This is a genomic window from Streptomyces sp. NPDC006624, from assembly GCF_040611555.1.
In the GTDB taxonomy this organism is placed as follows: Bacteria; Actinomycetota; Actinomycetes; order Streptomycetales; family Streptomycetaceae; genus Streptomyces.
In genome coordinates, this window is sequence record NZ_JBEXOM010000003.1 from 124,659 (window position 1) to 131,116 (window position 6,458).

Below are 6,458 nucleotides of genomic sequence, written 5' to 3' on the forward strand. Positions count from 1 at the left end.
GTGGCCGCCGGCACCGGGAGCGCCGGAACGGCGGCGCCCTGGGCCCTGCGCGAACTGGCCGAAGGCGTCCACGTCCACGAGCAGCTGCCCGGCGGATGGTGCCTGAACAACGCGGGACTGATCACGGCGGGCGGCCGTGCGGTGCTGATCGACACGGCCGCCACCCGGGCCCGGGCGCAGCGCCTGCGCCAGGCAGTGGAACGTGTTGTTCCGAGCGGTCCGGACGCCGTGGTCAACACCCACTTCCACGGCGACCACACCTTCGGCAACGACCAGTTCACACCGCGCGCCACCGTCATCGCCCATGAGCAGACCCGCTCCGACATGGCCGAGGCGGGGCTCGCCCTGTGCGGCATCTGGCCGGACGTCGACTGGGGCGACCCGCAGCTGACCCTGCCGGACACGACGTTCGTCGACCGGCTCACCCTGCGTCTGGGCGAGCTCACCGTCGAACTGTCGCAGGTGGGTCCCGCCCACACGGCGAGCGACGTGGTCGCCTGGGTGCCGCGGCGCGGGGTGCTGTTCACGGGGGACGTCGCCTGGTCGGGCGTCACCCCGTACGTGCTGATGGGCTCCGTCGAGGGCTCGCTGCGGGCCCTGGCGGAGCTGCGCCGGCTCGGGCCGCGCGTGGTGGTCCCCGGGCACGGCCCCGCCGGCGGCCCGGAGGTGCTGGACGCCACCGAGGCCTATCTGCGCCGCCTGCGCGAACTGGCCCGGGAGGGCAGGCGGGCCGGCAGGTCCGTGCTGGAGACGGCCCGGTCCGCGGACCTGGGACCGTTCGCCGCGCTCGTCGACGCCGAGCGCCTCGTGGGCAACCTGCACCGCGCCTACGCCGAACTCGACGGGCTCGCACCGGGCGAGCGCATCGACGTGGCCGCGTCGCTGAAGGAGATGGCCGAGTTCCACGGCGGGCTGCCGCACTGTGCCGCCTGACCGGGAGGGAGAAGACATGACCAGTGCGCGAACCGCCTTCGTCACGGGGGTCAGCAGCGGCATCGGCCTCGCCACGGCCCGGACGCTTTCCCGTCAGGGCATCGCCGTCTTCGGCTGCGCGCGCGACGGCAAGCGGGTCGAGGAGGTCGTCGACGAGCTGCGCGACGCCGGAGGGACGGCGGACGGCACGTCCTGCGACGTCACCTCGCCCGAGCAGATCCGTGCCGCCGTGGCGGCCGCCGCCGGACGTTTCGGCAGGATCGACATCCTGGTGAACAACGCCGGCCGCGGCGGCGGCGGGGAGATCGCCGATCTCGACGAGGACCTGTGGCAGGAGGTGCTGGACACCAACCTCACCAGCGTCTTCCGGGTCACCAAGGAGGTGCTGCGGTCCGGCGGCATGCTGGAGGCCGGCTGGGGACGCATCGTCAACATCGCCTCCACGGCGGGCAAGCAGGGCGTGATGTACGCCTCGCCGTACACCGCCTCCAAGCACGGCGTCATCGGCTTCACCAAGTCGGTGGGCTTCGAACTGGCCCAGCGCGGCATCACGGTGAACGCGGTGTGCCCCGGCTACGTGGAGACGCCCATGGCGGTCCGGGTGCGCCAGGGCTACGCGGCCCACTGGGGCATCACCGAGGAGCAGGTGCTCGACCGCTTCAACGCCAAGATCCCGCTGGGGCGTTACTCGACGCCCGAGGAGGTCGCGGGACTGGTCGGCTACCTGGTCACCGACTCCGCCGCCTCGATCACCGCCCAGGCGCTCAACGTCTGCGGAGGCCTGGGCAACTACTGAGCACGGCTCACGCGTGGGGCCCGCACCCGGCCGGACCGGGGACGGGCCCCGTCCGCATGCCCCCGCGCGGGCCGGGGCCCTCCGGCGACGGGCCGATCGAGTCAGATTCGAGTTGGCTGCTGAATATTCCAGGACAGTTTTAGTTCGGTTTTCGAGCGTCGACGCGCATTGTTGCTCCGGCTCGATTGGTTGACCGGCCGACACGCCGTACATAGGCTGACGCTCGTTGCCGCCGCTGAGCGCAGGTAATGACGGGGGGGTTGCCTGATCCACCACGCCCTACATCGCCTCGATCCAGGCCGGCCCATGGTGCAAGGCTCGGCATCGTCCCACGGTTTTGACCGACCGTGCAGCTGCACGACTTTACTGGGGGATTTTCGTGAGCATACGTCTACTGGGAGAGCTGAACGCTACATTAAACGGCCGATCCGTGACACCGACCGCGGCAAAGCCCCGACAGGTTCTGGCCATGCTGGCGCTCAGCGCCGGACGCATCGTCTCCGTCCCGACCCTCATCGAGGAACTGTGGGGTGACCGCCCGCCGATGAGCGTACGGACCACGCTGCAGACCTACATCCTCCAACTGCGCAGGCTCATCGACTCGGCCCTGCCGGCCGGATCCTCGACCCGCGCCAAGGACGTCCTCGTCACCCGGTTCGACGGCTATCTGCTCGACGTGGCACCGGAGGACGTCGACGTCTGGGTCTACGAGCAACTGGTGGAAGCGGGCAACCGCGCCATCGAGCGCGGCGACTACGAGACCGCCTCGCGCCACCTCGGCAGGGCCCTGCAGCAGTGGCAGGGGCACGCGCTCGCCGACGTACGGGTGGGCATGCCGCTGAGCATCGAGGTGGCCCGGCTCGAGGAGAGCAGGCTGAACGCGCTGGAGAGCAGGATCGGCGCGGACATCAGGCTCGGCCGGCACAACGCCGTGCTGAGCGAGCTCACGGTACTGACCGCCAAGCACCCCATGCACGAGAACCTCTGCGCCCACCACATGGTCTCGCTCTACCGGGCCGGGCGGCAGTCGCAGGCGCTGGAGGTCTTCCGGACCCTGCGCCAGACGCTCAACAGGGAGCTGGGCGTGGAGCCCTCCGGCAGGCTGCAGAAGCTGCAACGTGCCGTGCTGCGCTCCGAACTGGATCTGGAAGTGCCGCCGCCGGTCCGTCCCGTGCTCACCAAGGCCGTGCCGGCCGTGGCGACGCCCGGGACCGGCTGGGGCGAGGAAAGGGACGGCGTCCCGGCGGGAGAACCGGCCGGGACGGGACATCTGACGAAGGTGGGGGGCAACGGATGGCAGAGGTGAGCACGGACCTCTATGTGCGGGTACTGCGGTTCTACGCGGGGCAGATGGCCCTGCTGGACGCCCTGGACCTGGACGCGTACGCCGACACGTTCACCGAGGACGGCGTGACGCACCACGAGCACCGCGGGCAGAAGCTGGAGGGCAGGGCCGCCCTGCTCGAACACGCCCGGGCGGCCCTGCCCCGCTACCGGGAGGTCGTGGTCCGGCACTGGAACGACAACTACCGGATGGACCTCGCCGACGACGGGTCGGTGACGGTGTCGTACGGCTCCCTGGTCACGCTGACGGACAAGGAGGGCCAGGTCCGGTTCGAGTCGACCTACGCCGTGACCGACGTCCTGGTCCACGAGGAGGGCCGGCTGCGCGCACGGTCCCGGAGGATTCTCCGGGACCGGCCGCCCGCCGCCGCCTGACCGGCGGCGGCCCGGGACCTCAGCAGGCGTCCGCGCGGCTCTCGCGCTGCATCTGCGACGTGACGGGGAAGGAGCCCTGCTGCTGCCCCGAGGCGTCGTAGAACGCCCCTTCGCCCTCGGTCGTGAACCGGTCGCCGCGCAGTGTCGCGCGGTGGGTGGCACGCAGGACGGCGGTGGTGGCCCCCGAGCCGTCGAAAAATCGTTCCGTCACCGTGAAGGTGAAGGTGTTGCGGCCGGTGCCGCGCCAGGTGCCCTTCCCCTCGACGCCCCCGTCGGGCCCGGGGGGCGGGGCGATCAGGCAGAGCTTGCCGTTCGCGCGGAACGACATCCGTGCCTCGATCTGCCCGTCGGGGAACGTCACCGTGCCGTTCCACACGCCCACGGGGGCGACACGGAAGTGCCCGGCGGCCGTCTCCAGGGGCGCCGCGGGGGCCTCGGCGGCCTGGGCGGCCGCCGGCACGAGGGGCACGAGGGCGAGCGCGCCCACGGCGGCGAGAACACGAAGTCTCCGGCTCATCGTCAGTCATCCGTTTCCCGGTCCCTGAGGACCGTCGGTGCGGCAACAGCTGGTGGAACCGGCCACGGACGGCGCGGGCTCTTCGGCCCCGCCGCCCGTGGCGCGGTGCCGACACGGTGCTGCCCGCCGCTATGGACCGCCTGGATCGCGCCTTGACCGGAAGGAGGCGGCCGCCGCGCCGGACGGCGGCACAGCGCTTGCCCGGCGCCCCTCTCGACGGCCCCGTGCGGCCCGCCCCGTGCGGCCCACGGCACCCGCCGGCCCGTCGAATGCGCTTTCCCGCGCCGGGGGTTATCGGACTTTCTCCGGGGGAAGAGCGGAAGCGGTCTCCGGCATTCTCCTTGAGCGTTGTATTACCTGCGCTTTACATCCGACGAAAGAGCTCGTGCGGAACAGTGACGGCCGTCATGGATGTGTTAACCGCGCCCGCGTAACGGCGGTCCGGCGTTATTCGACCCGCCGTCCAGCGCACCGGCCGAGAATGAGATCCGTCAGATCCCGCGCCGAACACCGCGGATTTCCCGAGGTAACCGGCTACGGCGGACAAAAGCTGTCCGCGATCGCCCCTACGGTGTCAGCACCCTGGCGCAAGGCCGGGGCACCGACGCGAGTCGTGCCACGCGGGTGTGGGAGGAGCACATGACGAACGCGATCGTCGCCGAGGGGCTCAGAAGGAGCTTCGGCGACACCACAGCACTGGACGGACTGGACCTCACGGTCAGGGAGGGGACGGTCCACGGACTGCTCGGTCCCAACGGCTGCGGCAAGACCACCACCGTGCGGGTCCTGGCGACCCTGCTGCGGCCCGACGCGGGCCGCGCCACGGTCGCCGGACTCGACGTGCTGACCCAGGCGCCCGAACTCCGGCGGAAGATCGGCCTGTCCGGCCAGTACGCGGCCGTGGACGAGGACCTGACGGCCCGCGAGAACCTGCGCATGGTCGGCAGGCTGTACCACCTCGGCGCCACGGCCAGCAGGCAGCGGGCCGACGAACTGCTGGAGAGGTTCCGGCTCACCGACGACGCCGACCGGCCGGTCAAGGGCTACTCGGGCGGTATGCGCCGCCGGGTCGACCTGGCCTGCGCGGTGGTGTCCCGGCCCGAGGTGCTGTTCCTCGACGAACCCACCACCGGCCTCGACGTACGCAGCCGGCTGGCCATGTGGGACGTCATCAACGAACTGGTCAGGGGCGGCAGCACGCTGCTGCTCACCACGCAGTACCTGGAGGAGGCCGACCAGCTGGCCGACCGGATCACCGTGATGGACCACGGCCGGGTCATCGCCGAGGGCACCCCCGACGAGCTCAAGGACCGGGTCGGCGGGGAACGCCTGGAGATCACCGTCGGCAGCGCCGCCGACGCCGCCACCGCCCGCGGGCTGCTCCAGGAACTCGCCATGGGCGGCGACGTCTCGGTCGACGAGGAGGACAACCGCGTCATCGTCCCCGTCGCCGACGGACCCGAGGCCCTGGTCAACAGCATCCGGCTGCTGGACCGCTCGGACGTGCGCCTGGTGGGCACCAACCTGCGCCGGCCCAGCATGGACGAGGTCTTCCTCGCCCTCACCGACCAGCCGCCCACCGAGCCGGCCGCCGTCGGCGCCGGTGCGAAGGAGGAAGCCAAGTGAGCGCCCTCGGCCAAGCCGTCGAGGACGGCATCACCCTCACCAAGCGCAACGTCCTGAAGAACCTGCGCAACCCCGACATCGTGGTCTTCGCCAGCGCGGCCCCGATCGCCTTCGCCCTGCTCTTCGGCTTCGTCTTCGGCAGCGCGATCGACGTCTACGGCTCCAACTACCGCGAGTTCATGGTCATCGGCATCCTCACCCAGACGATGCTGCTCACCGCCACGAACACCGGCGTGGGCATCGCCCACGACATGAAGCTCGGCCTGATCGACCGGTTCCGCTCCCTGCCCATCTCGCAGTCCGCGGTGCTGGTCGGCCGTACCAACGGCGACGCCGTCAACAACCTGCTCGTCATCGTGCTGATGTCGCTCACCGGCCTGCTGATGGGCTGGCGGATCCGCTCGAACGTCCTCGACGCGGCGCTCGCCTTCCTGCTGCTGTTCCTCTTCGCCTACGCCGCCTCGTGGATCACCGCGGCCATCGGCCTGACGGCGAAGTCGCCCGAAGTGCTCGGCAACGCCATGCTCATGGTGCTCCTGCCGCTCACCTTCATCTCCAACTCGTTCGTGCCCAGCGAGGGACTGCCCGCCGTGCTGCGCGTGGTCGCCGACTGGAACCCCGTCTCGGCCGTGGTCGAGGCCTGCCGGCAGCTGTTCGGGAACATCCCGGAGGGCCGGCCCGAACCCGAAGTGTGGCCCCTGCAGAACCCGGTGCTCGCCTCGTTCCTGTGGGTGGCGCTGATTCTCGCGATCTTCGTGCCGCTGGCCGTCCAGCGCTACAAGAAGGCCGTGAGCCAGTGATCGGCGGGGGCCCCGCCGCCCCCCCCCCCCCCCCCCCGCGCCCCCCCCCCCCACCCAAAAAAGAAAA

At 71.0% G+C, this 6,458-nt stretch carries 7 protein-coding genes; 6 read left to right on the forward strand and 1 reads right to left on the reverse strand.

The features are described 5' to 3' along the window. The 4 genes from ABZY20_RS07005 (at nt 1) to ABZY20_RS07020 (ending at nt 3,448) form a co-directional block, all read left to right on the forward strand. Nucleotides 1–933, forward strand: coding sequence for an MBL fold metallo-hydrolase (locus ABZY20_RS07005; protein WP_356437721.1), 933 nt, complete (start codon nt 1–3; stop codon nt 931–933). Between the two features lie 16 nt (nt 934–949). Further along, nucleotides 950–1,729, forward strand: coding sequence for an SDR family NAD(P)-dependent oxidoreductase (locus ABZY20_RS07010; RefSeq protein WP_356437724.1), 780 nt, complete (start codon nt 950–952; stop codon nt 1,727–1,729). 430 nt (nt 1,730–2,159) lie between these two features. Beyond that, a complete protein-coding gene (locus ABZY20_RS07015) occupies nt 2,160–3,035 on the forward strand; it encodes an AfsR/SARP family transcriptional regulator (protein WP_356437727.1) in 876 nt (291 codons plus the stop codon). Further along, entirely contained in the window at nt 3,023–3,448 is a 426-nt protein-coding gene (locus ABZY20_RS07020; RefSeq protein WP_356437730.1) for a nuclear transport factor 2 family protein, read from the forward strand. The genes ABZY20_RS07015 and ABZY20_RS07020 overlap by 13 nt, the downstream gene beginning before the upstream one ends. 19 nt (nt 3,449–3,467) lie before the next feature. Here the strand turns inward: ABZY20_RS07020 and ABZY20_RS07025 are convergent, their stop codons facing one another. Beyond that, nucleotides 3,468–3,965, reverse strand: coding sequence for a hypothetical protein (locus ABZY20_RS07025; protein ID WP_356437733.1), 498 nt, complete (start codon nt 3,963–3,965; stop codon nt 3,468–3,470). 639 nt (nt 3,966–4,604) lie between these two features. Here ABZY20_RS07025 and ABZY20_RS07030 point away from each other — a divergent pair. Beyond that, on the forward strand, nt 4,605–5,591 hold the full coding sequence (locus ABZY20_RS07030) for an ATP-binding cassette domain-containing protein (protein WP_356437736.1): 987 nt from the start codon (nt 4,605–4,607) through the stop codon (nt 5,589–5,591). Further along, a complete protein-coding gene (locus ABZY20_RS07035; protein ID WP_356437739.1) occupies nt 5,588–6,391 on the forward strand; it encodes an ABC transporter permease in 804 nt (267 codons plus the stop codon). Before ABZY20_RS07030 ends, ABZY20_RS07035 begins: the two co-directional genes overlap by 4 nt. The last annotated feature ends 67 nt before the right edge of the window (nt 6,392–6,458 follow it).

What these genes read in the sequence shown, in the direction of transcription:
- ABZY20_RS07010 (WP_356437724.1), top strand. Translation starts at nt 950, where the DNA reads ATGACCAGTGCGCGAACCGCCTTCGTCACGGGGGTCAGCAGCGGCATC.
- ABZY20_RS07020 (WP_356437730.1), top strand. Translation starts at nt 3,023, where the DNA reads ATGGCAGAGGTGAGCACGGACCTCTATGTGCGGGTACTGCGGTTCTAC.
- ABZY20_RS07025 (WP_356437733.1), bottom strand. Translation starts at nt 3,965, where the DNA reads ATGAGCCGGAGACTTCGTGTTCTCGCCGCCGTGGGCGCGCTCGCCCTC.
- ABZY20_RS07030 (WP_356437736.1), top strand. Translation starts at nt 4,605, where the DNA reads ATGACGAACGCGATCGTCGCCGAGGGGCTCAGAAGGAGCTTCGGCGAC.